This is a genomic window from Bradyrhizobium ottawaense, from assembly GCF_900099825.1.
In the GTDB taxonomy this organism is placed as follows: Bacteria; Pseudomonadota; Alphaproteobacteria; order Rhizobiales; family Xanthobacteraceae; genus Bradyrhizobium; species Bradyrhizobium ottawaense_A.
The window spans coordinates 3,722,139-3,746,470 of record NZ_LT629693.1 but is presented as its reverse complement, the minus strand read 5'-3'; the positions used below and the strand labels follow the sequence as shown (position 1 = coordinate 3,746,470).

19 protein-coding genes and 1 tRNA gene are annotated in these 24,332 nt (G+C 64.5%); 14 read left to right on the top strand and 6 right to left on the bottom strand.

Annotation, left to right across the window (positions count from 1 at the left end; all coding sequences use genetic code 11):
• Positions 1-86 precede the first annotated feature (86 nt).
• Complete coding sequence (gene acs / locus BLR13_RS17480; protein WP_074821300.1) at positions 87-2,039, bottom strand: acetate--CoA ligase; 1,953 nt, start codon at positions 2,037-2,039, stop codon at positions 87-89.
• Positions 2,040-2,410: 371 nt separating this feature from the next.
• On the opposite strand from acs, the gene BLR13_RS17475 reads away from it, so the two are divergent.
• The gene (locus BLR13_RS17475; protein WP_074821303.1) at positions 2,411-3,586 is read left to right on the top strand and encodes a DNA topoisomerase IB; all 1,176 of its coding nucleotides are present in this window, start codon (positions 2,411-2,413) and stop codon (positions 3,584-3,586) included.
• A 148-nt stretch (positions 3,587-3,734) separates the two neighbouring features.
• Here the strand turns inward: BLR13_RS17475 and BLR13_RS17470 are convergent, their stop codons facing one another.
• The 3 genes from BLR13_RS17470 to tsaD form a co-directional block, all read right to left on the bottom strand.
• The gene (locus tag BLR13_RS17470; RefSeq protein WP_074821304.1) at positions 3,735-4,148 is read right to left on the bottom strand and encodes an EVE domain-containing protein; all 414 of its coding nucleotides are present in this window, start codon (positions 4,146-4,148) and stop codon (positions 3,735-3,737) included.
• A 146-nt stretch (positions 4,149-4,294) separates the two neighbouring features.
• Positions 4,295-5,275, bottom strand: coding sequence for an NAD(P)H-dependent glycerol-3-phosphate dehydrogenase (locus BLR13_RS17465; RefSeq protein WP_074821307.1), 981 nt, complete (start codon positions 5,273-5,275; stop codon positions 4,295-4,297).
• Position 5,276: 1 nt separating this feature from the next.
• Positions 5,277-6,350, bottom strand: a complete 1,074-nt coding sequence (tsaD, locus tag BLR13_RS17460) for a tRNA (adenosine(37)-N6)-threonylcarbamoyltransferase complex transferase subunit TsaD (protein ID WP_074831397.1) — start codon at positions 6,348-6,350, stop codon at positions 5,277-5,279.
• A gap of 142 nt (positions 6,351-6,492) precedes the next feature.
• Here tsaD and BLR13_RS17455 point away from each other — a divergent pair, with 142 nt between their 5' ends.
• The 8 genes from BLR13_RS17455 to BLR13_RS17420 all read left to right on the top strand — a co-directional run bounded on the left by BLR13_RS17455 (position 6,493) and on the right by BLR13_RS17420 (position 15,715).
• Positions 6,493-7,248 (top strand): uroporphyrinogen-III synthase, encoded by a 756-nt coding sequence (locus tag BLR13_RS17455; protein ID WP_074821310.1) that lies wholly within the window; start codon positions 6,493-6,495, stop codon positions 7,246-7,248.
• Positions 7,249-7,357: 109 nt separating this feature from the next.
• Positions 7,358-8,548, top strand: coding sequence for a COG4223 family protein (locus BLR13_RS17450; protein WP_074821313.1), 1,191 nt, complete (start codon positions 7,358-7,360; stop codon positions 8,546-8,548).
• Between the two features lie 8 nt (positions 8,549-8,556).
• The gene (locus BLR13_RS17445) at positions 8,557-10,308 is read left to right on the top strand and encodes a heme biosynthesis protein HemY (RefSeq protein WP_074821317.1); all 1,752 of its coding nucleotides are present in this window, start codon (positions 8,557-8,559) and stop codon (positions 10,306-10,308) included.
• A 158-nt stretch (positions 10,309-10,466) separates the two neighbouring features.
• A tRNA-Thr gene (locus BLR13_RS17440) sits at positions 10,467-10,542 on the top strand.
• Positions 10,543-10,662: 120 nt separating this feature from the next.
• Positions 10,663-13,353, top strand: coding sequence for a DEAD/DEAH box helicase (locus tag BLR13_RS17435; RefSeq protein WP_074821322.1), 2,691 nt, complete (start codon positions 10,663-10,665; stop codon positions 13,351-13,353).
• A gap of 3 nt (positions 13,354-13,356) precedes the next feature.
• Positions 13,357-14,271: an SWIM zinc finger family protein gene (locus tag BLR13_RS17430; protein ID WP_074821326.1), complete on the top strand. Its 915-nt coding sequence runs from the start codon at positions 13,357-13,359 to the stop codon at positions 14,269-14,271.
• A 31-nt stretch (positions 14,272-14,302) separates the two neighbouring features.
• Complete coding sequence (locus BLR13_RS17425; RefSeq protein WP_074821328.1) at positions 14,303-15,022, top strand: hypothetical protein; 720 nt, start codon at positions 14,303-14,305, stop codon at positions 15,020-15,022.
• 309 nt (positions 15,023-15,331) lie between these two features.
• Positions 15,332-15,715: a hypothetical protein gene (locus BLR13_RS17420; RefSeq protein ID WP_074821331.1), complete on the top strand. Its 384-nt coding sequence runs from the start codon at positions 15,332-15,334 to the stop codon at positions 15,713-15,715.
• A 161-nt stretch (positions 15,716-15,876) separates the two neighbouring features.
• Here BLR13_RS17420 and BLR13_RS17415 read toward each other — a convergent pair whose 3' ends face one another.
• A complete protein-coding gene (locus BLR13_RS17415; RefSeq protein ID WP_074821334.1) occupies positions 15,877-16,893 on the bottom strand; it encodes a polysaccharide deacetylase family protein in 1,017 nt (338 codons plus the stop codon).
• Between the two features lie 209 nt (positions 16,894-17,102).
• Here BLR13_RS17415 and BLR13_RS17410 point away from each other — a divergent pair, with 209 nt between their 5' ends.
• Together BLR13_RS17410 and BLR13_RS17405 are read left to right on the top strand one after the other, a co-directional pair.
• Positions 17,103-17,384 carry a hypothetical protein gene (locus tag BLR13_RS17410; RefSeq protein ID WP_074831399.1) on the top strand — a complete coding sequence of 94 codons (282 nt, stop codon included), beginning with the start codon at positions 17,103-17,105 and terminating at the stop codon, positions 17,382-17,384.
• Positions 17,385-17,562: 178 nt separating this feature from the next.
• On the top strand, positions 17,563-17,784 hold the full coding sequence (locus BLR13_RS17405; protein ID WP_074821338.1) for a hypothetical protein: 222 nt from the start codon (positions 17,563-17,565) through the stop codon (positions 17,782-17,784).
• Between the two features lie 228 nt (positions 17,785-18,012).
• Here the strand turns inward: BLR13_RS17405 and BLR13_RS17400 are convergent, their stop codons facing one another.
• Positions 18,013-19,704: an MFS transporter gene (locus tag BLR13_RS17400; protein WP_074831400.1), complete on the bottom strand. Its 1,692-nt coding sequence runs from the start codon at positions 19,702-19,704 to the stop codon at positions 18,013-18,015.
• A 149-nt stretch (positions 19,705-19,853) separates the two neighbouring features.
• Between BLR13_RS17400 and BLR13_RS17395 the strand changes: the two genes are divergently transcribed.
• The 3 genes from BLR13_RS17395 to BLR13_RS17385 all read left to right on the top strand — a co-directional run bounded on the left by BLR13_RS17395 (position 19,854) and on the right by BLR13_RS17385 (position 24,227).
• A complete protein-coding gene (locus BLR13_RS17395; protein ID WP_074821340.1) occupies positions 19,854-21,227 on the top strand; it encodes a hydrolase in 1,374 nt (457 codons plus the stop codon).
• Positions 21,228-21,324: 97 nt separating this feature from the next.
• The gene (locus BLR13_RS17390; RefSeq protein WP_074821343.1) at positions 21,325-22,710 is read left to right on the top strand and encodes a cytochrome P450; all 1,386 of its coding nucleotides are present in this window, start codon (positions 21,325-21,327) and stop codon (positions 22,708-22,710) included.
• Between the two features lie 107 nt (positions 22,711-22,817).
• Positions 22,818-24,227 carry an adenylate/guanylate cyclase domain-containing protein gene (locus BLR13_RS17385; RefSeq protein WP_074821346.1) on the top strand — a complete coding sequence of 470 codons (1,410 nt, stop codon included), beginning with the start codon at positions 22,818-22,820 and terminating at the stop codon, positions 24,225-24,227.
• Positions 24,228-24,332: the final 105 nt, after the last annotated feature.

Sequence of the window (24,332 nt, the reverse complement as noted above, 5' to 3'; positions counted from 1 at the left end):
TTGCCGCGTTGAAGGTGAGTAGCGCGCGCCCCCGCGCCCAATACGGGAGGTTTTGGGCGCGAGGCGGAATGGAATCGCCGGCCGCGTTACGCCGTCGCGCCCTTTTTGTTCTGGCGGTTCTGGACGAGATCGTCGACCACGGCGGGATCCGCCAGGGTCGAGGTATCGCCGAGACTGCCCGGTTCGTCCTCGGCGATCTTGCGCAGGATGCGGCGCATGATCTTGCCCGAGCGGGTCTTCGGCAGGCCCGGCGCGAACTGGATCTGGTCGGGGGAGGCGATCGGGCCGATGTCCTTGCGCACCCAGGCGACCAGCTCCTTGCGCAGCGCGTCGCTGGGCTGGGTGCCGGCCATCAGCGTCACATAGGCATAGATGCCCTGGCCCTTGATGTCGTGGGGATAGCCGACCACGGCGGCCTCCGACACCGCCTCATGCGCCACCAGCGAGCTTTCGACTTCGGCGGTTCCCATGCGGTGGCCGGAGACGTTGATGACGTCGTCGACGCGGCCGGTGATCCAGTAATAGCCGTCGGCGTCGCGGCGGCAGCCATCGCCCGTAAAATACTTGCCCTTGTAGGTCGAGAAATAGGTCTGCTCGAAGCGGGCGTGGTCGCCATAGACCGTGCGCATCTGGCCCGGCCAGGATTTGGCGATGCAGAGATTGCCCGACGTTTCGCCTTCCAGCACCTTGCCGTCGGCGTCGACGATTTCGGGCACCACGCCGAAGAACGGCTGCGTCGCCGAACCCGGCTTGAGTTTGGTCGCACCCGGCAGCGGCGTGATCAGGATGCCGCCGGTCTCGGTCTGCCACCAGGTATCGACGATCGGGCAGCGGCTGTCGCCGACGACGCGGTAATACCATTCCCAGGCTTCCGGGTTGATCGGCTCGCCGACCGAGCCGAGCAGGCGCAAACTCGCGCGCGAGGTTTTCTTCACCGGATCGTCGCCCGACTGCATCAAAGCGCGGATCGCGGTCGGCGCGGTGTAGAAGATGTTGACCTTGTGCTTGTCGATGACGTTCCAGAACCGCGAATTGTCCGGATAGTTCGGCACGCCTTCGAACATCAGCGTGGTGGCGCCGTTCGCCAGCGGCCCATAGAGAATGTAGCTGTGGCCGGTGACCCAGCCGACGTCGGCGGTGCACCAGTAGATGTCGCCGTCGTGATAGTCGAACACGTATTGGTGCGTCATCGCCGCGAACACCAGATAGCCGGCTGTGGTGTGCAGCACGCCCTTGGGCTGGCCGGTGGAGCCTGACGTATAGAGAATGAACAGCGGGTCTTCCGCGTGCATCGGCTCGCACGGACATTCCGTCGTCACCATCTTGGCGGCGTCGTGGTACCAGAGGTCGCGCGTCGGGTTCATATCGACCGGGGAACCGGTGCGCTTGACCACCACGACCCAGTCGACGCCGCTGCTCTTTTCGATCGCGGCATCGACATTGGCCTTCAGCGGCACCTTCTTGCCGCCGCGCAGACCTTCGTCGGCGGTGATGATGATCCTGGACTGGCAATCGGTGATGCGCTGGGCGAGGCTGTCCGGCGAGAAGCCGGCGAATACGACCGAATGGATCGCGCCGATCCGTGCGCAAGCCAGCATGGCGTAGGCGGCTTCCGGGATCATCGGCAGATAGATCGTGACGCGGTCGCCCTTCTTGACGTTCCGGGTGCGCAGGATGTTGGCCATCTTGCAGACTTCGTCGTGCAGCTGGCGGTAGGTGATGTGCTTCGACTGCGAGGGGTCGTCGCCCTCCCAGATGATGGCGGTCTGGTTGCCGCGCTTCTCGAGGTGCCTGTCGATGCAGTTCCAGGCGACGTTGAGGACGCCATCCTCGAACCATTTGATCGAGATATTGCCGGGGGCGAAGGAGACGTTCTCGACCTTGTGGAACGGCTTGATCCAGTCGACGCGCTTGGCCTGATCGGCCCAGAAACCGTTGGGGTCGGAGACCGAGCGGGCGTACATCTCGCGGTATTTGGCATCGTCGACAAAGGCGCGCTTGGACCACTCCGCGGACACGTCGTAAATCTTCTCGGACATCTTTCCCTCCACTCATCGCGGCGCCGTACAAATCTGGCGGCCGCAGACCCATTTGATTGCCACGATTATGCGTCGCGGGGTGATCTCCGGACAAGGCGGAAACGTCTGCGACCTTGGTCGGCCTGGCGGCTCGCCGGCCCGCCCCAACTCAAAACGGTGATCATTTTCGCGTTTTCGCGGAGGCTGAAATCAACGTTATCGCGCGAATGGCTCCCATGACCGGTATCCAGTAACCGCAAATAACGGAATCGGGACTCGCAAAGCCGTTCCTTACCCCCTAAATGGCTTTCCCGGGGCCAGACGGTCCTCCCGGAACCAAGCCCATCAAGAGGCATTACCGGAATAGCAGGCGGAGCAAGGCAACGACGACCATGATGGATCAGCAGAATTTCGAGGCTACGCGGCCCGTTTCCGCCGATCCTGCCGTCGCCTTGGCAGAAGCGCTCGGGCAACTGCCCAAAGCGACCGTCAAGACCTCCTCGAAATCCAGGATTCCCGCGCCGAAGGCCAAGATCGAAACCCGCGCGACGGTGGAATCGCTGGCGCAGGGCCATGGCCTCAAGCTCGGCGATCAGAACGGGCTGACCATCCGCCGCATCAAGCGCGGAAAGGGCTATTCATTCATTCGCGCCAATGGCACGCCGATCCGCCATGTCGGCACCATCAAGCGCCTGCACTCGATGGCGGTGCCGCCGGCCTATCGCGAAGTCCGCTATTCGGCCGATCCGGCCTCGCATCTGCAGGCGGTCGGCCTCGATGCCGCGGGCCGGCTGCAATACCGCTATCACGCCGATTGGGAAAAGGTCCGCGAGCACCGCAAGGCGCATCGGCTGGCGCGGCTGGTCGCTGCACTGCCGAAGATCCGCCGCAACGTCTCGATGCACCTGTCCGGCGACGAACCGACGCGGGAATTCGCGCTTTCAGCCGTGATCGAACTGATCGCGCGCACCGCGATCCGGCCCGGCAACGAATCCTATGCCCGTCTCAACGGCACCCGCGGCGCCACCACGCTGCTGAAGTCCAACGTCACGCTGGAAGACGACAGCCTGGTGCTGACCTTCAAGGCCAAGGGCGGCAAGGCCACGCGCAAGGAATGCGACGCGGCCAAACTGGTTCGCGCCATCGGTATCCTGCGCACTGTTCCGGGCAAGCGCATGTTCCAGTACCGCGACAAGTCCGGCACCGTGCGCGCCGTCTCCACCACCACCGTGAATGCGTTCCTGCGCGAGATCGCCGGCATCAAGATTTCGCTGAAGGATTTCCGCACCCTGATGGCCTCAGCCGTGGTGCTGGAATCGCTGTCGCGGATTTCGCCGGCCGCCAGCGAGCGCGGCCGTCGCAAGCAGGTGCTGGACGCCGTGCGCGCCGCCGCGGACGAACTGTCGAACACACCGGCGATCTGCCGCAAGAGCTATGTCCACGACACCATCGTCACCGCGTTCGAGGACGGCATCCTCGAACGCTTCGCCGCGACGATGAAGGGCTACCGCACGCAAGCCAAGCGCGAGGCGCTGCTGGCGCAGGTGGTGACGGCAGCTGCCGCATAGGCCGCGAGCCGTAGGGTGGGCAAAGCCAACGGGTCGCGCGAATGCGCGCCCGATGACAGGCTCCGCGTGCCCACCGTTTAGTATCATTGCATAGGATAGATGGTGGGCACGGCGCAAAAGCGCCTTTGCCCACCCTACGATTGGCCGCCTACAGCCCGCCCATCTTGCAGATCATCTTCCACTCATCCGCCGTGACCGGCTGAACCGACAGCCGCGAATATTTCACCAGCGCCATGTCGGCGAATTTCTTGTCGGCCTTGATCGCGGCCATGGTCACCGGCGTCTTCAGGGGCTTGTCCGCCTTGATGTCGACGCAGACGAATTTGCCGGTCTTGTCGGTCGGATCGGGATAGGCCTCCTTGATGATCTCGGCGATCCCGACGATCTCCTTGCCCTCGTTGGAATGGTAGAAAAAGGCGCGGTCGCCCTTCTTCATGGCGACGAGATGCTGCCGCGCGGTGAAATTGCGCACGCCGGTCCAGGCTTCGCCCTTGGCGCCTTTGGCGACCTGCTGATCCCACGACCAGGTTGAGGGTTCGGATTTCACGAGCCAGTAATTCATGATGCTACCTGTTTGTCATGGCCGGACATAGCCGTCCGAAGGACGGCGTCGCTTCCGCTCGCCTATGCCCGGCCATCCACGCCTTCCTTCGCCGCATTATCCAAGACGTGGATGCCCGCGACAAGCGCGGGCATGACGAGGGCGGATCATTCTTCCGCCTTGAACGGCCGCGTCAGCAGGCCTTCGATCGCGGCATCGATCGTCACCTTGCCGCTCAGGATGGCCGCGACAGCATTCGATACCGGCATATCGACGTTTCGCGAAGCCGCCAGTTCGATCAGGACGGGTGCCGTAAATTCGCCCTCGGCGAGCTTGTCGCGCGCCGGGGTTTCACCGCGGCCCAAGGCGATGCCGAACGCGAAATTGCGCGATTGAAGACTCGAGCAACTCAGGATCAGATCGCCGAGGCCCGAGAGCCCTGCGAGCGTTTCGCTACGCGCGCCGCAGGCGCGGCCGAGCCGGGCGAGTTCGCTGAATCCGCGTGTGGTCAACGCCGCCTGCGCCGAGGCGCCGAGTTTTCGGCCGACGACGATTCCGGCCGCGATCGCCAGTACGTTCTTGGCCGCGCCGCCGATCTCGACGCCGCGGACATCCGTCGTGTGATAGGGCCGGAAGGTGGACGAGCCCAGCATCTGCACCAGATGGCTCGCCAGCGTTTCATCCCGCGCCGCGAGCGTCACGGCGGTCGGAAGGCCGCGCGCCACGTCGTCGGCGAAGTTCGGGCCCGACAGGATCGCCGGCATCGCATGCGGTATCGCTTCGGCAATGACCTCGGTCATGAACAGATGCGTGCCGCGTTCGATGCCCTTGGCGCAGGCGACGACAGGCGTTTCCGGTTTGAGGAGTGGGGCCAGCGTCATCGCCGCCTCGCGCAGATTTTGCGCGGGCGTCGCCATCAGGATGACACGCGCGCGCGCCGCTACCGCGAGTTCGCCGGTAATGCTGATCCGCTCGTCGAGGCGCACGCCGGGCAGCCTGGGATTCTGTCGCGTCGCTTTCATCTGCGTGGCATTCTCGATGCCGCGCACGTAAAGCAACACGTCGCGGCCGGCGCGCGCGACCGCACAAGCCAGCGCGGTCCCATAGGCGCCGGCGCCGATCACGCCGACCGAGTTGCCAGGCGTCATGTCAGAATCCCGCGCGGGTGTTGGCGAAGCCGGCGGGTGCTGCGGCAGTGGCGTCGAGCAGCCAGCGCGCCCGCGGCGGCGCATCCATGGTGTCGATCAGTCCAAGCGCCATCCGTTCTGCGCCGGCCCAGGCGATCATCGCGCCATTGTCGGTGCATAGCGCCGGCGGCGGCATGATCAGCGTGGTGCCGGCCTTCGCGGCGACATCCTGCAACGCGTCGCGGATGGCATGGTTTGCAGCGACGCCGCCTGCGGCCACCAGCGCGCGCGGCGGCCCGAACCGTTCGTGGAACAGTCGCAGGCCCACGCTCAACCGATCGGCCGTCGCTTCCAGCACGGCGGCCTGAAAACCGGCGCAGAGATCGCAGATGTCCTGCGGCTCCAGCGGCATCATTCGGCTGGCTTCGTTGCGAACGGCGGTCTTCAAGCCCGACAGCGAGAAATTCGCATCCGGCCGCCCGAGCATCGGCCGCGGAAAGGCAAATCGCTTTGGGTCGCCGCCGGCGGCTGATCGTTCGACCTCGGGCCCGCCGGGATAGGGCAGCGACAGCATCTTCGCGACCTTGTCGAAGGCTTCGCCCATCGCGTCATCGACGGTGGTGCCGAGCCGGACATATTCGCCGACGCCGACCACGGCCACGATCTGGGTATGACCGCCGGAGGCGAGGAACAGGCAATAGGGAAAGTCGAGCGCGTCGGTCAGCCGCGGCGTCAGCGCATGGGCCTCGAGGTGATTGACCGCAACCAGCGGCGTATCGTGCACCATCGCGATGGCTTTTGCGGTGGTGAGGCCGACGATCACGCCGCCGATCAGGCCGGGGCCGGCCGCGGCCGCCACCGCCGACAATTGCGCGAAGCCGACACCGGCTTCCTGCATGGCGCGGGCGACGATGCCATCGAGCAGGTCGACATGGGCGCGGGCCGCGATCTCCGGCACCACGCCGCCGAAGCGGGCGTGCTCGGCGGTTTGCGAGTGGACGATATTGGACAGAATTCGGCCGCTGCCGTCGTTGCCGCGCGCGACCACGGCCGCCGCGGTTTCATCGCAGGTGGTTTCGATCCCCAGTACCAGCATCGGCATGTCGTTTGATTTCAGGTCTTGCAATTTGAGCCCTTGTGCTGCGGCCTGTCACAACGCTTCCGTAACCGGGTAGCATTACGAGGTCTCAAGGTGCAATCGTCCGGTTGCGCCGAAGTGGCTTTAGCGGAGATCTTCCATGGCCGTTCTCGTGACCCGCCCGCATCCGGACGATGAGGCGACCGCTGCGGCGCTTCGCGACCGGGGCTTTGAGGTCTTGCGCGCGCCGATGTTGCGGTTCGAGCCGGTCATGTTTCGCGACGACGAGGATGCGCTTTATGGCGCCGTCATCGTCACCTCAGCCAACGCATTGCGTGCCATCGCGTCGCAGCTTGCCGGCAGCCGGCTGGTCAAATTGCCGCTGTTTGCGGTCGGGGAACATACCGCGGCGGCGGCCCGCGACGCCGGATTCACGCAGGTGACGGCGGCCAGGGGCGATGCGAGCGCGTTGCGCGATCTCGTGCTGGCCGGCGTCAAGGCAAAGCAACTGAAGAAAGCCAGCACGCTGCTATATCTGGCCGGCGCCGATCTGGCGCGGGACCTCGCCGGCGAGCTCGGCGAGAAGGGCTTTGCGGTGGTGACGCACACGACCTACCGGATGGTTCCGGCATCCAGCCTGCCGCGGGAAATTTGTGACGCTTTCGTGGCGAACCAGATCGAAGCGGTGCTGCATTACTCACGTCGCAGCGCGCGCGCGTTTCTGGAGGCGGCGCGCGCCGGCGGGGTGGAAATATCGGCATTGGCGCTGCCGCAATGCTGTATCTCTTCGGCGGTCGCCGCCGTCCTCCGGGACGCCGGTGCGACCCAGGTCACGGCGGCCGCCGAGGCGGACGAAAATGCTTTGTTCGAGGCCTTGGGCCGTGCTTTGCGACCGCGATCGGGCTCTAATCTCTAAGTCTGAGCATGGCCTTACCGGAAAACCGGTGCCTACGCGCCGGGATCGTGCTCTATACGTCCCGATTCTGCTAAGTTCCGGCACCTAACCGTCGAGGGGAACCGCTGTGATGGTCGATGACAGGCCCGAAGAAACCGGATCGCTGCCCGATTCGGAGCGGCCCAAGCGAACGCCGCCGACGATCGACCTCGAGGCGACCGACGTGTCGACCGCGACATCGCAGGCCGAGGACGCCGCCAAGTCCGAATCCACCGCCGAGCCCGCCGCGGAGCCTGCTTCGGAAGCGCCGGTCGCCCCGCCGACGGCGGCTCCGATTTCTGCTCCGATTTCTCCCTGGATCATTGCGCCGGTCTCCGGTGCGGTTGCGGCTGCGCTGGTGATCGGCGTTGGCTGGATGCTGGGATGGCCCGCGGTTCAGCCGGCTGCCGCGCCGCCGGCGCCGGCGCTCAATGCCGCTGCCATCGATGACCTCACCGCACGCATCGCGGGCCTGGAGTCAAAGGTCGGCAAGCCCATAGCCGATCCCGCGGCCGCGGCGCGCGTGGAAGGTCTGGAAAAGTCGCTCGCCGCCTTGCGTGCGCAAGGCGACAAGCTGGCTTCCGCCCTCAACGACGTGAAGTCGGCGCCGCGTGCCGACGGCACGCCGTCGCCGGATCTGTCTGCGATCGACGAGCGCATTGCCAAGGTCGAGAACCAGATGCGGGCGCAAAGCGCCGAGATCGTGCAGCAAGGCAGCCGCATTGCCGATACAAAACCGGCTGACGCCAAGCCTGCCGATGATCTGCCGCTGCGTCGCGTCGTGGCGTCGGCGCTGCTCGATGTGCTGGTCCGGATCGGCGATCCCTATCCGGTGGCGCTGGTGGCGGCGAAAGCGCTGGCGCCCAACGCCGACGTCTTGAAGCCGCTCGATCAATTCGCCGACAAGGGCGTGCCGAACGCCAACAAGCTCAGCACGGAATTGCTGGCCTTGGTGCCGAAATTGCTTCCGGCCAAGCCGGAGAATGCCACGACCGGGTCGGGCGTCCTCGAACGCTTGCAGGCCGGCGCGTCAAAGCTGGTCACGATCGAGCGCACCGGCACCGTCGGCAACGATCGCGGTGCCGTGGTGGCGCGGATCACCGCGGCAGCGCTGCGCAACGATTCCAACGAGGCCCGCCGCGAGTTGAAGACGCTGGAGCCTGCCGACCGTGCCGCGGCGCAAGCCTGGCTGGAAAAGGCCGATGCGCGCGATGCCGCGCTGGCCGCGTCCCGCCAATTCGCCGCTGATGCCATGGCCGTGCTCGCCAAACCGGCGCAATAGGGATTCCGATGATCCGGATCATTCTGTTTCTGTTGTTGATTGCGCTCGGTGCCGCGGGCGCGGCCTGGGTTGCCGAGCAGACCGGCGACTTCGTGCTGACGTGGGGCAACGTGCGCATGAAGACCACGTTTCCGGTGTTCGTGCTGATATCAGGTATCGTCATGGTCGCGGCGATCATGCTGTGGACGATCCTGCGCGGGCTATGGCGCACGCCGGAACGGATCCAGCGCGGCCGCCGCGAACGGCGTCACGCCCGCGGCCGGCAGGCGATCACGCAAGGGCTGCTCGCGATCGGACATGGCGATTCCTCGGCGGCGCGGATGCACGCCGAAGTCGCGCGCAAACATGCCGCCCACGATCCGCTGGCGCTGCTGCTGCATGCGCAGTCGGCGCAGCTCGACGGCGACCGCGACGGTGCGCAGCGCACCTTCCGCGCCATGGCCGAGCGCGAGGACACGCGGCTGCTCGGCCTGCGCGGCCTGTTCATCGAGGCGCAGCGCGCCGACGATCCCGTTGCCGCCGTCATGGTTGCCGAGGAAGCGCTCAAACTGTCGCCGTCGTCGTCGTGGGCGTCGCATGCGGTGCTCGGCTTCTGCTGCGCCAAGGGCGACTGGACCGGCGCGCTGACGATACTCGACAACAATCAATCCGCCGGACTGATCGACAAGGCGACCTATCGCCGCCAGCGCGGCGTGCTGCTGACGGCGCGGGCGCTGGAACTGCAGAATGTCGATCGCGACCTGTCGCGCGAAAGCGTGATGGAAGCGGTCAAGCTGGCGCCGACGCTGGTGCCGGCCGCGGTGCTCGCCAGCAAATATGAAAGCGAGGCGCATCAGGTGCGGCGTTCGATGCGCCTGGTCGAGACCGCTTGGCTGGCGCAGCCGCATCCCGATCTCGCCGACGCCTATGCGCACGTAAAACTCGGCGACGCCGCGCGCCAGCGGCTGGTGCGGGTCGAGACCTTGGCGGCGAAAGCGCCCGGTCATATCGAGGGCGCGCTGGCGATTGCGCGCGCCGCGATCGACGCGGCCGAATTTGCCAAGGCGCGCGAGGCACTGGCGCCGTTCGTCGCCGCGCCGACCCAGCGGGTTGCGATGTTGATGGCGGAGATCGAGCGCACCGAGCACGGGGATTCCGGCCGGGCGCGGGCGTGGACGTTGCGCGCGGTGCGCGCACTGCACGATCCAGCCTGGACCGCGGACGGCTATGTCAGCGATCGCTGGCGCCCGGTGTCGCCGGTCACCGGAAGGCTCGACGCCTTCCAGTGGCAGACGCCGGTCGCGAGCCTGCCGTCCGACAGGGGCGCTGCGATCGAATCATCGCCGTTCGAGGAAGCCATGCTGGCGACCCCGCGCCGGGCGGTGGTGCTCGAACCGCCCGCGGCCGGGAGCGAGCCGGGTGCCGAGCTCGCAGACGCCTCGGCGCTGGCCGCAGCCCAGGACAATGCGCCGTCCGTCACCGTCGAACCGGCCCCCATCGATGCGACTCCCGTAGTAGCGGCCACGGTCGCGGCGCCTGCCCCGTCGCCATCAGCCGAATCGGCCCCCGTCATCGGGCCCGCGCCCCTGTTCCGGGCCCGTCAGGATATTCCGAAGGCTGTTCCCGCGCCGATTCCGGCCGTGATTCCCATCATCCGGGCGCCCGACGACCCCGGAATCGACGAGGACGGCGGCCGCGATGAATTTGCGGAACAAATCGGCCCGCCCAAGGCCCAGGCCGGCGGCTGGCGGGGATTTTTGTCGCGCTGGGGCGGCGAATAACCGTTCAAAACATAGCGTTTTCAAGCGAAGTGGACTGCCGGTTCGCGTAAGAAAACGCGTCAAAATCAAAACGGGCCGCGTTTTTCTTGCCAATCGGGGCCGTGCCCGATATCAGGTGCGGGCGTTTCGGGCGGTTGCCCGAGGCTAGCGTTCGGTCCGCCGCAATAGCTCAGTTGGTAGAGCACGTCATTCGTAATGACGGGGTCACAGGTTCGAGTCCTGTTTGCGGCACCATTCGGCCGTCACTTCGGATAAAGTTGCGGCTGGTGCATCCTTGCCGGCGCAGCCGATACTGAGGGGCTCGGTCCAACTGGCAACGTCTCCATCCAATGCGACCGTAAGAGCGCGTCGATCATGATGCTGGCGCCGGTTCTCACTCCACACGGGTCGCTGATCCTGAGGCAGGCGGAGGAAGCGCTTGCGGCCCCGTCCAATCCTCGGCTGGAGCAAGCGTTCTCGCGCGGGTCGGGGCATGGATTGTTGCATCTGGGCGCCGACGAAGTCGGGACGGCTCTGCCTCCGGTGCTGTCATACTGGCGGGAGTTTGCGGTTCACTACGTGACCGCGCTCTGCGCGCTTCCTGACATCGCGGAGGGCGGCACCAAGCCGCCTGTACCGGTTCCAACAGACGGCGAGTTGGACAAGATAGCCGCGGCCGTCCCGCCTATGACGGGCGCGGAATACCTGACGGCGGTTGTGCTGACCGAGCTTTGGCAAGGTATGGACGCAGCCTTCGATGCCGAACTGGCTGCTGCGAGGCTCTCGGTGCAGGCGTTCCTCAAGGGCCGGCATCCGGCCTGGAATCTCGTTGGGCGCGTGCACTTCAACCTTGCCGAGAACAGGAAGGATGAAGTCACGCCGTTCGCATTCCTGGCAACCTATACCACGCGGCTATCGGCTCAGGCTAAAGCCCTGCATGTACCGCTCGGCAGAGCCTTGCAGGAATATGCCGGCGCGAAGAATCGCGAGCGACTGCTGTCGCTGCTGCTGCCGGTCCAGCGAGCCGCCGAGCATTGCACATGGTTGAAGGCCATGGTTGACGCGGGCGAGATCTTTCATCCGCTGCGCTGGAGCCCGCAGCAAGCGCTGCAATTCCTGAACGACGTGCCGGCGCTCGAGGCCGCCGGCATAGCCGCGCGCATGCCAGCGAACTGGCCGCTGAATCGCCCCGCGCGTCCGAAGGTGCAGGCAACGGTCGGGCGAAATGCACCGTCGCAACTGGGAATGGATGCGCTGCTCGACTTCCGGCTGGATGTGACGCTCGACGGAGAGAAACTTTCGGCGGCTGAAATCAAGCGGCTTCTGGCACATTCAGACGGCTTGGCCCTGATCCGCGGCAAGTGGGTCCAGGTCGATCATGAACGTCTGCGCCGGACACTCGATAAATTTGAAGCGATCGAGCATCGTGCCGCCTCCGACGGTCTGTCGTTCGGTGAGGCGATGCGCATGCTGGCCGGGGCAGGAATAGCCGACAGCCCTTCAGGACAGCAGGCGGATATTGACTGGAGCCAGACCGTGGCCGGTCCTTGGCTGGCGGAAACGTTGGCTGCCCTGCGTCGCCCCGATGGGCTCGCACGGATTGATCCCGGTCGATTCCTTCAGGGCAAGTTGCGGCCTTATCAGTTGGCGGGTGTGCAATGGCTTTACCTGCTTACCCAACTCAGACTCGGGGCCTGCCTTGCCGACGACATGGGGCTCGGCAAGACCATCCAGGTCTTGTCGCTGCTGCTGGTCTTGAAGCATGAGGCGGCATACGAGCGGAAGCCATGCCTGCTGGTGGCCCCTGCATCGCTGCTCGCCAATTGGGCGTCCGAGATCGCCCGATTTGCGCCGAGCCTCAAAACGGCCGTGGCCCATCCATCGGCCGCGCCGGCGGAGATGCTCGGCGCAGACGAGGATAATCTGGCAGGTGTGGATTTGGTCATCACGAGCTATGGTTTTCTGGCGCGCTCGCCCTGGCTGGACACCGCGTCGTGGCGATTGGTGGTGCTTGACGAAGCGCAAGCCATCAAGAATCCGGCTGCCAAACAGACCAAAACGGTCAAGCGACTTCGCGCAGATACCCGTATCGCACTGACCGGAACGCCCATCGAGAACCGGCTCAATGACCTGTGGTCGATTTTCGACTTCATCAATCCCGGGCTGCTGGGATCGCCGAAGCAGTTTTCGTCTTTTGTCAAAGGTCTCGCCGATCGACCGCACAGCCCCTATGAACCGCTGCGCGACCTGGTGCGCCCCTACATCCTGCGGCGCCTGAAAACAGACAGGAGCATCATTGCCGACTTGCCCGACAAGACGGAGATGAAAGCCTTCTGTTCGTTGAGCCGCAAGCAAGCCGCGCTCTACCAGCAAGCGGTCGAAGAACTGGCGCGCCAGCTTGAAGACGTCGATGGAATGCAGCGAAAAGGCCTGGTTCTCGCCTATCTCATGCGGCTGAAGCAGATATGCAACCATCCCTCGCAGTGGCTCGGCGACGGCGCATGGGCGGAGGAAGACAGCGGCAAGCTCGCGCGTCTGCGCGACATCCTGGAGGTGATCGCAGCCCGGCAGGAGAAGGCTTTGATCTTCACCCAGTTCAGGGAGACAACGGCGCCGCTCGCCGCGTTCGCAGGCTCCCTGTTCGGGCAGGCCGGCCTTGTCCTGCACGGCGAGACCGAAATCAAGAAACGCAAGGACTTGGTGCGGCGGTTCCAGGAAGACGAGAGCATTCCGTTCTTCGTGCTCTCTCTCAAGGCAGGCGGCGCAGGGCTTAACCTTACCGCGGCCTCGCATGTCGTCCATTTCGACCGGTGGTGGAACCCTGCCGTGGAAAATCAGGCTACCGACAGAGCGTTCCGAATCGGGCAAAATAAGAATGTGCTCGTGCACAAGTTCATTTGCCGCGGCACCGTGGAGGACAGGATCGATCAACTGATCGAGTCGAAGCGGCAACTTGCCGGGGATTTGCTCGGCGGCGGATCTGAAATGATGCTGACCGAGATGAAGGATGAGGACCTGCTGAAGCTCGTGGCTCTCGATTTGAGCGCGGCGACGAAGGAAGGGTGAGGGATGAGCTATTTTGAATGGCGCCCTTATGTGCCGGTGGCCGAGAAACGGCGGCAGGCGGCGCGCAAGCTGGCAAAGCTCAAGAAGCGGAGGCAATCCGTCGCTCCCGTGACGATCGAGGGCCGCACGATTGCCAAGAGTTTCTGGGGCAAGTCCTGGTGCAGCAACCTCGAGTGCTATAGCGACTTCGAGACTCGGATGCCGCGCGGCCGAACCTATGTCCGCAACGGCTCTGTCCTTGACCTGCAAATCGCCAAGGGCGAGGTCGCAGCGATGGTCGCGGGTTCTTCGCTCTACAATATCAAGATCACCGTTGCGCCGGTCACGACCGCGCGCTGGAAGGCCATCTGCCGGGATTGCGCAGGAGAGATCAACTCCGTGGTTGAACTCCTTCAAGGCCGCCTGGCCAAAGGCGTCATGGACCGCGTCTGCCGGCTGGGCGACGGCCTTTTCCCATCGCCCGAGGAAATCAAGTTGTCTTGCAGCTGTCCCGACTGGGCCGATATGTGCAAGCACGTTGCGGCGGCGCTCTATGGCGTTGGTGCGAGGCTCGACGAAAGGCCTCAACTTCTCTTCGAACTGCGCGGCGTCGACGAGCATGAATTGCTTGCCAATGCCGGGCAAGATTTTGCGCTAGCGCCGCCCAGTGCGGCGAACATACTCGATAGCAACGATGTCGCAGCGTTGTTCGGGTTGGAAATGGCCGAACCCGCTATTCCCGATGCTACCGTTCCCACCGCCCCAAAACAGTACCCGCGTTCGGGCACGTCGAGAGGAAGCAAGACGCAGGTCGTAAAAAAGACTGCGCCCAAAAAGAAAAATAGCCGACCCCGTGCAGCGCGGACTCGGTCGGAGAGCAAGAAGGTAAATCGAGCTGGTGCAGCGAAGAGAGAACCGCGCCCTCGGCTTTCGGTCTAACCTTATCTCGTCAGCCGAGGTTCATGGAGCGATGAGCCGTAAGAACCGGAACGCACTCGCCGATCGTGTCGTTAGGGCTGCGGAGGCGACGCTCACCGCCCAAGGTTATGTGAGTCCTACCGACACGCTCGTCAGGATCGGCTGGCTCGACGTCGGTGCGGTGGAACGCTGGCGGCGAGGGCAGATCGATTGCCTCGAGCGCGCTATGCAAACCAATCCGCCGCGCATTTTGGAAGCGTTGAAGCTGTTCCAATCTTGGGGCGCCGGCAAAGGCCTGTCTGCAAGTCTGACGGATTATCTGGCGCGGACACCGGAACGCCAAGCGCTGCGCTTCAGCCGAGGGGGAGATCCTGCGGTCGAGGTGCTGTGGCGCACGCATTGGGTTTCGCAAGAGCTTTCCGAGAAGAAACGCCAACGCCTGGCAGAGAAGGCAAGCCGCGCCCCGGATCTGGTCGTCATACAGCCGTTGAACAGCGAATGGACATGCCACCGATGTGGCGGCACCGGTGATCTGCTGCTGATGGAAAATTGCGGCCCAGCATGCCTACGCTGCGTTGGCCTCGATGATCTCGAGTTCTTGCCAGCAGGCAACGCGCTGCTCTCGCGGAGGGTGAAGGCGAAAAGCACAAGATGGGCCGTCGTCGTGCGCTTCAGCCGGAGCCGTCGCCGCTACGAACGACAGGGTCTGCTAGTCGAGCCGCTGGCTTTGGCGGACGTGAAGTCTGACCTCGACGCGCCGCGAGGCGGATAACCTCCTCCCGGAAACCACTGCGCGAGGGACCAAAGTTCGCCTGTCCTCACCGCCCTGTACGGCGCATCGGTTGACGCAGCACAGCTCAAGTCCCGGCAGAAACCCGGCTTCGGTCGAGACACAAATTATAGCGTTATTTCAATGGTATAAGACTTCGCAATTTTACTCCGAATGGGGCACCAGCCGTCAAATCCATCGCATTCGATGCCCACCTTTGCCGGCATTTGCGTGATCTACCGCGTGATCTGCCTCACATAAGTCTCCGCAACCCCAGCGTAGTTTCCCGCGCACCAAACGGGAGACACTCAGATGCGCAAATTTATTCTGATCGCAGGGTTCGTTCTGGCTTCCGCGACCGCGCAGGCTGGAGAGCGGAGTTTGTCATTGGCCGGAAGCGATGTGCTGGCAGCGCCGGCTTCCGCGCCGGCCAAGATCGCCGACGCGCCGAAAACCGCTGAAGCCCCGCAGGCTGTTGAAGCGCCCAAGGTTGAAGCACCGAAATATATCGAGCGGCCAGCGGCGGTCGAACCCAAAGCCGAGACGCCGAAGGCTGAAACAGCGAAGGTTGAGCAGACCGCCACTGAATCGGCAAAGCCTGCGAAGACGGCGAAGGCCGACAAGCCCAGGCACAAGCGCTACTGGACCGAGGGCCGCATCATCAGCGAACTGCATCGCCACGGGATTTATTGGTAAGCGGCGCGGCTTGCCAATCCAACAGACGTCATGGCCGGGCTTGACCCGGCCATCCACGTCTTACTTCGCGGTACCTCAAAAACGTGGATGCCCGGGACAAGCCCGGGCATGACGCCGTTTTTAAGGATGTAAAGCGCAACGCAAACCGTCGTCGCCTGCTCTTACTGCGAAACCGTCTGCACCACGCTGCTGAGCGGACGCGCGCTCACGGCGGGCACCTTCAGGTCCTTGACCAGCAGCGCGTCGTATTCCGGCAAGGTTTCCACCGGCGCCTTCGCCTTCATCTCGACCACCTTGTAGCCGCCGGCCTTGAGGCGGCGCAGGATCGTCGGCAGGGCCTGCGCGGTGTGCTTCTGCAAATCGTGCATCAGGATGATGCCCTTGCCCTGCTTGTCGAGCTTGGTCATCACGGTGTTGATCACCTGGTCGGCCGAAGAGGATTTGAAGTCGAGCGAGTCGATATCGACCGAGAACATCGAGATGTTACGGCTGCCGAGATATTCCAGCGTCGGCTGGGTATGGGCGAGTCCGGGGAAGCGGAAGAACGGCGACGGATTGGCATTGATCGCCATCTTCACGGCGCTGAAGCCCTTCTCGATCTCGTCCTTGCCCGCCTGCTCGGTCATCTTCTTGCTGTGCAGATCGGCGTGCGACCAGGTGTGCGCGCCGATGGTGTGGCCGGCGGCGGCAACCTGCTTGAGGATATCAGGGTGATAGGTGGTGTGCAGGCCGATCGGGAAGAACACCGCCTTGGTGCATTCATCGGCGAGCGCCTTCAAAACCGTCGGCGTGGTCGGCCACGGACCGTCGTCGAAGGTCAGCACCACTTCCTTATCGCCCAAGAAATCGAACTGCTTGTACTGCAGGAAGCCGAAGCCCGGTCCGCCTGTGGTGTCGATGATGACGGTGCGGCTGACGCCGAGCGCATCGGGATTGGCGCAGGTGGATTTGGCAGGCTGTGGAACCGGGGCGGGCGCCGGCGCGGGCTTCGACAGCGAGGCCGTGACCTCGACGTCGTCCTTTGCCTTGGCCAAGGCGGGCAGTGGCTCGGCCTTGCGGGCGGCAACGGTTTGAGGTGGGGCCACGTCGGCACGCGGCGAGGAGGTCCAGAACCAAACTCCGGCGATCGCAACCGCCGCAACAACACTGGCCAGCATCAGGCCGAACGCATTACGCATCGCTATTCTTTCCACATACTCAGGGGGCACACACGCGACATGCCATTAATGCGAACAAGGTCTTAACGCCTCCCCAACACGATCCGGTTTGGCCAACAAAAATGGCCCCTTGGCGCTCAGTGATCTCAGTCACAGTCGGGCCGCGCAAGCCGGCCCATGGTGGCTGCATCAAACAAGGGCCCGCTTCGCCGGGCCAACAGGAGCCGAACATGACCGCCACCTTCACCAGCACCATCCGCAACGCCGGTTTAGCGCTGGCTTTCGCCGCCTCGATCTCGGCGGTTTCGTCGACCGCAGGCTTCGCTTTCAGCGCTGAAGCGCAGCAGATGTGCACCGGCGATGCGTTTCGCCTGTGCAGTTCGGAGATCCCCAATATTCCGGCGATCACCTCCTGCATGATCAGCAAGCGCGCCAGCCTCTCCAGCGGTTGCCGCACCGTGATGGACCGCGATATGGCCGCCCAAAGGTCCGGCAAGCTCGCCGCGCAGTAAGCGGTTGTCGCACGATTTCCCAGAGGCGCTTGCGGCGATGAGACGCAGGCGCCTTTCCGGTTCCCAGGCCTTCATGAGCCGCGCGTTGGTGCGGCTCGCTTTCCATAAATGCATTGCGGGCACGATATGGGCGCTCTAGAACGCCCGGACCGCGTTATTGGTGTGAAGGCATATTGAAATGACCAAAATCCTGTTCTTCATTCCGTTGGTACTGATCGCTTCCGCCGCTTCAGCGCAGCAGCAGCGGCAGCAGGGACACGACGCCTGTGCCCGCGACGTCTCGCGGTTTTGCCGGGCGCAGATGCAGGACGGCGACCAGATCGTGCTGGCGTGCCTGAAGCAGAACCGCGCGCGCATCAGCAAGGCCTGCCAGGCGATGCTGGCAAGCCACGGGCAGTAACGGCTTTCGTCATTCCGGGGCGATGCGAAGCATCGAACCCGGAATCCAGAGGTTATTGATCGAGATTCCGGGTTCGCGCTGCGCGCGCCCCGGAATGACGGTGGGCTGGTCCCGCCGCCGGGCCCTTTTTCGCGTGCCATTCTACTTTGCATGGGGTTGTTTTCGCGATTTTGTGTCGCGCCCCCACCGCATCGTCCTCAGATGCGCAATTGCGCATCGGGGGATGACCTACGTACTGCTGCCTGCCGCGGTCGCTACCACCGGCAACACCTCGTTGGCCGCGCGGTCGGGCGTATCTTCCTTCCAGCGCACCGAGCCGAACGGCCGCTCCAGCATGCGGCGGACGCGGATCGGTTCTGGCCCGACATGGAAATCGATCGCCCGCTGATGCAGCGCGCGTTCGGACTGGGTCGCGCGGTTGCGCTGGCGCAGATAATCCAGCCAGGTCGGGCAGTGATAGCGCTCGGTCCATAGTTCGGGATCGGCGATATCGCGCGCGATCGACCAGCCATAAGCGCCGTTGCGCTGCCGGCTGAGCTGCACTTCCTGCATCACATTGTGGAACAGCCGGGCGTTTTCCTGCGAGACGCGGTACTCGATCTCGACCACCAGCGGGCCGCTGCGTCCGGTCAGCGACAACCGCACCTCGGGGTCGGCGAGCACTTCGCTGGCGGCTTCGTTGCGGGCGCCGATCGGAGGCATGCGCAGCCAGATGCCAAGCAGCGGCGACAGCAGCATCAGGCCGGCGGAGACCAGCAAGGCAGTTTCCACGCCCGCGGCATCGGTCAGATGCCCCCAGCCCCAGCTTCCGATCGCGATGCCGCCGGCGATCGAGGCCTGGAACGCCGCCAGCGAGCGGCCCGCGACCCAGCGCGGCGCCGAGAGCTGCACGCCGATATTGAACAGGGCCACCGCCAGCATCCAGACCCCGCCGGCCAGCACCAGGGCTGCCGCGGTCAGCACCGGTTCCGTGCTGAGGGCCACCGCTGCAATCGCGCCCGCCATCGATATCGCGCAGGCGCGTACAGCGGCCTCGCCGCTCATGCGCCGCCGCACCTCGGCGATATTGAGCGCGCCGATCACTGCGCCCATTCCGAAAGCCCCCAGCATGATGCCGTAGGTCTGCGCGCCGCCATGCAGGAGATCGCGGGCGACCAGCGGCATCAGCGCCGAAACCGAGCCGCCGATCAGGCCGGTGACCAGCGTTCGTATCAACACGATGCGGATCGACGGCGAATTGGCGATGTAGCGCACGCCCGAGACGATGGCGCGGTTGAGGCGCTCGCGCGGCAGGCGCGACGGTTCGCTGGCGCGATTCCACAGAAACAGCACGATCATCAGCGGCAGATACAGCGTCGCGTTCACCGCGAACGCCGCCACCGCGCCCGCGGTCGCGACCACGATGCCGCCGATCGCCGGACCAAAGCTGCGTGCGATATTGTAGCTGATGCCGTTGAGCGCGACCGCCGACGGCAGCGTCTCCGCCGGCACCTGTTCGCTGACGGAGGCCTGCCAGGCCGGTCCGAACAGCGCCATGCCGCTGCCGACCACGAAACACAGCGCCAGCAGGATATTCGGGGTGACGAGGTTGAACCACGCCAGCACCGTCAGCGCGGTCGCGCCTGTGAGAGCGATGGCGAGCGAGACCAGCGCCACGATGCGGCGGTCGTGCATGTCGGCGATGGCGCCGGCCGGCATCGCGATCAGCATGATCGGCAGCATCAGCGCGGTTTGCACCAGCGCTACCTTGTCGGCGGAGGACGTCATCTGCGTCATCGCCCAGGCGGCGCCGACGCCCTGGATCAGGATGCCGAGGTTGGAAACAAGGCTGGCGAGCCAGATGCGCCGGAACACCGCATGGCGCAGCGGGGCCGTAATGCTGTCGGGGGCAAAAGACGGGCGCTTCGGCTGGTCGGTCATGTCCCGTTCCATCGGCCGGCTGTCACCGGCTCGATTCCTTTGGAATTTAGAGTGATGCCTGCGAAAACCCCGCATTGTCCAGTGGTTCCGCCACTATCGATGGTGCTACAGCACAGCTAAAGTACTGAAAAGTAACGGGAGGTTCTGAAATGAGCGTGTCGCGGCGGTTGATTCTCAAGAGCGCCGGGGCGTTGCCCTTGCTGGCCGGTCCATTCGGCGTTTCGGCCTTTGCCCAGACCGCCCCCGCAGCACCTGTACCCGCGGAAATACCGCCAATTCTTTTCGTGCATGGCAATGGCGATCATGCGGCGCTCTGGATCACCACAATGTGGCGGATGGAATCGAACGGCATGCCGCGCGATCGGATGTTCGCGATCAATTTCACCAATCCGCTGGCGCGCACCGACGACAAGGTGGAGCAAGCCGATCGCTCCTCGACCGAGGATCAGCGCCGCGAACTCGGCGAAGCCATCAAGGAGTTGAAGCGCCGCACCGGTGCGTCGCGGATCGCGCTGGTCGGGAACTCGCGCGGCGGCAACCCGATCCGTAGCTACATCAAGAACGGCGGCGGCGCCGATGTTAGCCATGCGGTGCTGTGCGGCGTCCCCAACCATGGCGTCTATGATTGGGAGGAAGGTCTCGGCGGCGAGTTCAACGGCCGCGGCCCGTTCCTGCGCGGCTTGAACGAGGGCGAAAATGAAGTGACGCCGGGCACGGCGTTCCTGACGCTGCGCAGCGACGGCCTCGACAAATATGCCCAAGCCGACGGCCGCTTTGTCGGCAAGCCGGGCACGCCGACCGGCGTGACGGCGGAGGGGCCCGCGCTGAAGGGCGCGACCAATCTCGTGCTCGGCGCCGTCGATCACCGCGAGACCGCCTTTCATCCGCGCGCGTTCCGCGAGATCTACAAATTCATCGCCGGCCGCGAACCGTCGCGGATCGAGATTGTGCCGGAAGCGGCCGTCACATTGAGCGGGCTGGTGACGGCCACGCCCGGCGGCGTTCAAACCAATCGTCCCGTGTCCGGTGCGTCGGTGGATGTCTATCGTGTGTCCGCCGACACCGGCGAGCGGATCGGTGGCCCGATCCATTCGTCGCAGGCCGGCGAGGATGGCCGCTGGGGTCCGGCCAAGGTCGAGCCGAGCTGGTACCTGGAAATCGTGCTGACATCGGCCGGTTCGACGACGACGCATTTCTATCGCTCGCCGTTTCCACGCTCTTCCGACATCGTGCATTTGCGTGCAGCGCGCCCGCTTGGACCGGCCGATGCCGGCGCCGGTGCCGTGGTCCTGATGTCGCGGCCGCGGGGCTATTTCGGCCTGCCGCGCGACATCGTTCTGATCGACGGCAAGCAGCCAACGGATGTGAAGCCTGACGTGCCGACCGATTCCGTCACGACGCTGCGGCTTCCGGCTGCGGAGGCCGGCCGCCCGGTGGTGGCGGTGTTCAACCAGGAACGGATTGTGGCACGGGCCTGGCCTGCCTCCGAAAACCGAATCGCGGTCGCCGAGCTGACCTATTAACTGCTCTCCGGAGCCGTCACGCCTTTGTCGCGCCCGGATCGAATACATAGATAGGCCGGTGGGGCGGTAGCAGTGCCGGGAAATGGCGGACCAGAATATGAGCATAGCCGAAGCCCACGATATGCCGGTCGCGCGAGAGCTGCTGATCCCCCCGAGCCCGCCTCGGGCGCCCAAGACCATGACGGCGCTGGGGCGGATGTTGGCGATGCGCGAAAGCATTCTCGGCACCTGGAGCCAGCGCGCTTATGAAGAGGACATCATTCAAGGCCGCTTTTTCGGGCGCAGTAGCTTCATCCTGAATACGCCGGATGCGATCCGGCATGTGCTGGTCGACAATTACGAGAATTACACCCGCACGCCTGCTGGCCTCCGCGTGCTGCGTCCCATCCTCGGCGAGGGATTGCTCATTGCCGAGGGGCGCGCCTGGAAATATCAGCGCCGGACGCTGGCGCCCGCCTTCACGCCGCGCGCGGTGACCACGCTGATACCGCATATGCTGGCGGCGACCGACGATACGATCGTCAAGCTCAAGGCCGCCAGCAACGCGCCGGTGGATTTGCGCGAGGCGATGCAGCGGATGACGCTCGAGATTGCCGGCCGCACCATGTTCTCGTTCGGCATGGACCGCCACGGCGCGGCACTGCGCGATTTCGTGATGGAGTATGGCGCCCGGCTGGCGCGCCCGCATTTCCTGGATTTGCTGCTGCCGCTGAACTGGCCGAGCCCGCAGGATTTTTCGCGCGCCCGCTTTCGCAAGCGCTGGACGGCCTTCGTCGGCATGCTGATGGCCGAACGCCGTGCCGCCGGCAAGAACGAGGGCGCTCCGCCCAACGATCTGTTCGACCTGATGGGCGCGGCACGCGATCCGGAGACCGGCGAGGCCTTCACCGATGAACAGCTCGGCGACCAGGTCGCGACGATGATTCTCGCCGGCCACGAGACCACAGCCACAGCGCTGTTCTGGTCGCTGTATTTGCTGTCGCTCGATCCGGTCACCCAGGAACAGGTCGCGGCCGAGGTGCAGGGCGCAACCGTCAACGGCGCGCTCGATCTCGATCGTTTGAAATTCACCCGCGCGGTGGTCGACGAGACCATGCGGCTTTATCCGCCGGCCTTCCTGATCGCGCGCGCGGCGGCGGGACCGGATACGATCGCCGGCATGCCGGTCAGGAAAAACGACGTCATTCTGATTGCGCCATGGCTGCTGCACCGGCACGAAAAGCTCTGGCGCGATCCGAACGCGTTCGTCCCGTCCCGCTTCATGACCGGCACGCCGCCCGATCGCTTCGCCTATCTGCCGTTCGGTGTCGGCGCGCGCGTCTGCATCGGTGCGCATTTCGCCCTGGTGGAAGCAACGCTGGCGCTGGCCAAGATGATCGGGGCGTTTCGGGTCGGCTTGCTCGACAAGGCGCCGGTGATGCCGCTTGGCGTGGTGACGACCCAGCCTGACCGCTCGCCGAGGTTTGCCATTACGCCGAGGTAGCCAAGGCGTCTTGGAAAGGCGTCTTGGAAAGGCGTCGTGGAAAGCGCGTCAAAACAGATCCCGGGCATTGCTGGAGTGCTCCGGCGATCCCATTTGAGTTGCCTCACATGAGCGATATCAACGCCCAGTTTTCCGTGTTGAAGCAGACCGCCGACCCGGCGGTGGCCGATGCGATCGCACGCCTGATCGAGACCGGCGAAGACCACGAGCTCAACCGCGTCAATGTGCTTGATTTCGCGCGGCAAACGGGGCTCGACGAGGAGCTGATAATCTCGGGCTTCCTCCATGCCTCGCGGCTTGGTCTGTTCGAACTGACCTGGAACGTGCTGTGCCCGGGCTGTGGCGGGGTGCTCGATGCGCATTCGACGCTGAAGTCGCTGCGGCATGACGATTACAATTGCGCGCTGTGCGCGGCGGGCTACGAAGCCTCGGTCGACGAACAGGTCGAGGTTGCCTTCACCGTCAGCCCGCGCGTCCGGCGGATCGCGGCGCATGATCCCAATACATTGCCGATCTGGGAATACTTCAAACAGGTATTCTGGAGTTCCGGCATCGACTTAAACAAGGAGTCGTTTGCGGCGTTGACCGACGAGGTGACGCTGGACGCGCTGGAACTGCCGGCCGGCGAAAAAGCAGTGCTGTCGCTGCAATTACCGGCGCAATTCATCATCGTGTTCGAACCGGTGACCCATGCCGCGCAATTTATCGACGTTCAGGGCGAGCCGACCAGGGAGCGTCAGCAACTATCGCTGATCTACAACAACGTCCATGCACCGACCGGAACCACCACCATGCGTCCCGGTCCGCTGCGGCTGTCACTCGACAATCAGACCGGCGTGCGGGTGCTGCCGTCGGTGTTCATCGCCGCCGACGGGCTCCATCAGCTGCTCGGCAAGCGCAAGCCGTTCCTGACCGCGAAGCGGATGCTGACCAACCAGACCTTCCGCGACGTCTACAAGGCCGACAATCTCAATATCGATCAGCGGCTGAAGATCACGTCGCTGACATTCCTGTTCACCGATCTGAAGGGATCGACGGCGCTGTATGAGCGGGTCGGCGACCTCGCCGCCTTCGATCTGGTGCGCGCGCACTTTCACGCGCTGCTGGAAATCATCTCGTCCGAAAAAGGCGCGGTGGTCAAAACCATCGGTGACGCCGTGATGGCGACCTTCATCAGGCCCGAACACGCGCTGGCCGCGGCGCTTCGCATGCGGTCCGCCATGGCCGCACTCAATGCCAAGCGCGGTACCGAGGATCTGATCGTGAAGATCGGAATTCACGAAGGCCCGTGTCTCGCTGTGATGCTCAACGAACGTCAGGATTATTTCGGCCAGACCGTCAATATCGCAGCGAGGGTGCAGAGCCTGTCGACGTCGCAGGAAATTCACATCACCGGCCCGGTGATCGACTCGCCGGCAGTGGTCACGATCCTGGAGCGGGAGGCGATCAAGCCGATCCAGAAACAAGCCGCGCTGCGCGGCATCGCCGACAAGATCGTGGTGTACGAAATACCGTGAGATTCATCTCAGTACAGTTGCGCCTCGACATTCTGGCGTCATGGCCGGGACAAGCCCGGCCATGACGGACGCAGAGATTGCCGAAACGTAATGCTCGCCGCGGAA